The sequence below is a fragment of the Oscillibacter valericigenes genome (assembly GCF_016902445.1).
GTDB classification, from domain to species: Bacteria; Bacillota; Clostridia; order Oscillospirales; family Oscillospiraceae; genus Oscillibacter; species Oscillibacter avistercoris.
The window spans coordinates 1-765 of sequence record NZ_JACSNX010000058.1 but is presented as its reverse complement, the minus strand read 5'-3'; the positions used below and the strand labels follow the sequence as shown (position 1 = coordinate 765).

The window sequence follows — 765 nt, the reverse complement described above, 5'->3', positions numbered from 1 at the left end:
CACCGGTGGCGGCGGCAGCAGCCGTCCCAGCCGGCCCACCCTGAACACGGAGGACCACTACTCCTACATCATCGGCTATTCCGACGGCACGCTGCAGCCCTATGGCACCATCACCCGGGGCGAGGTGGCCACCATCTTCTTCCGTCTGCTGACGGACGATTCCCGGGAGGAATGGTGGAGCCAGGTCAACGACTACTCCGACTGCAATTCCGACCTGTGGTGCAACAACGCCATCTCCACCCTGAGCAACATGGGCATCATCGACGGGTTCTCGGACGGGACCTTCCGGCCCTATGCCAAGATCACCCGCGCCCAGTTCGCCAAGATCGCGGTTGGCTTCTTTGAGACCACCCGGGAGGACTACCAGGGCTACTTCACCGACGTGGACATCGACGCCTGGTACACCGAGTACGTGGAGGCGGCTGCCCGCGTGGGGCTGATCGAGGGCTTCAACGACGGGACGTTCCGTCCCAACACCAACATCACCCGGGCGCAGGCCTGCGTGATCGTGAACCGCGCCCTGGGCCGCGCCCCCGACGAGGACCGGCTGCTGGACGAGGATGAGATGATCACCTGGCCCGACAACAACCCGGATGACTGGTTCTACGCCGACATGCAGGAGGCCACCAACAGCCACGACTACACCTGGACCACCGTCAGCGGTGACAAGGTCGAGAACTGGACGGACAAGCTGCCCCAGCGCGACTGGGCGGCTCTGGAGCACGCCTGGTCCACGGCCCACTCCGCCCCCGGCGGCGAGGTGAC

At 65.5% G+C, this 765-nt stretch carries 1 protein-coding gene; it reads left to right on the top strand.

Features of this window, described 5'->3' with window-relative positions:
- A partial coding sequence (locus tag H9X91_RS14010) for an S-layer homology domain-containing protein (RefSeq protein ID WP_204805875.1) occupies nt 1-765 on the top strand: 765 nt, incomplete at both ends.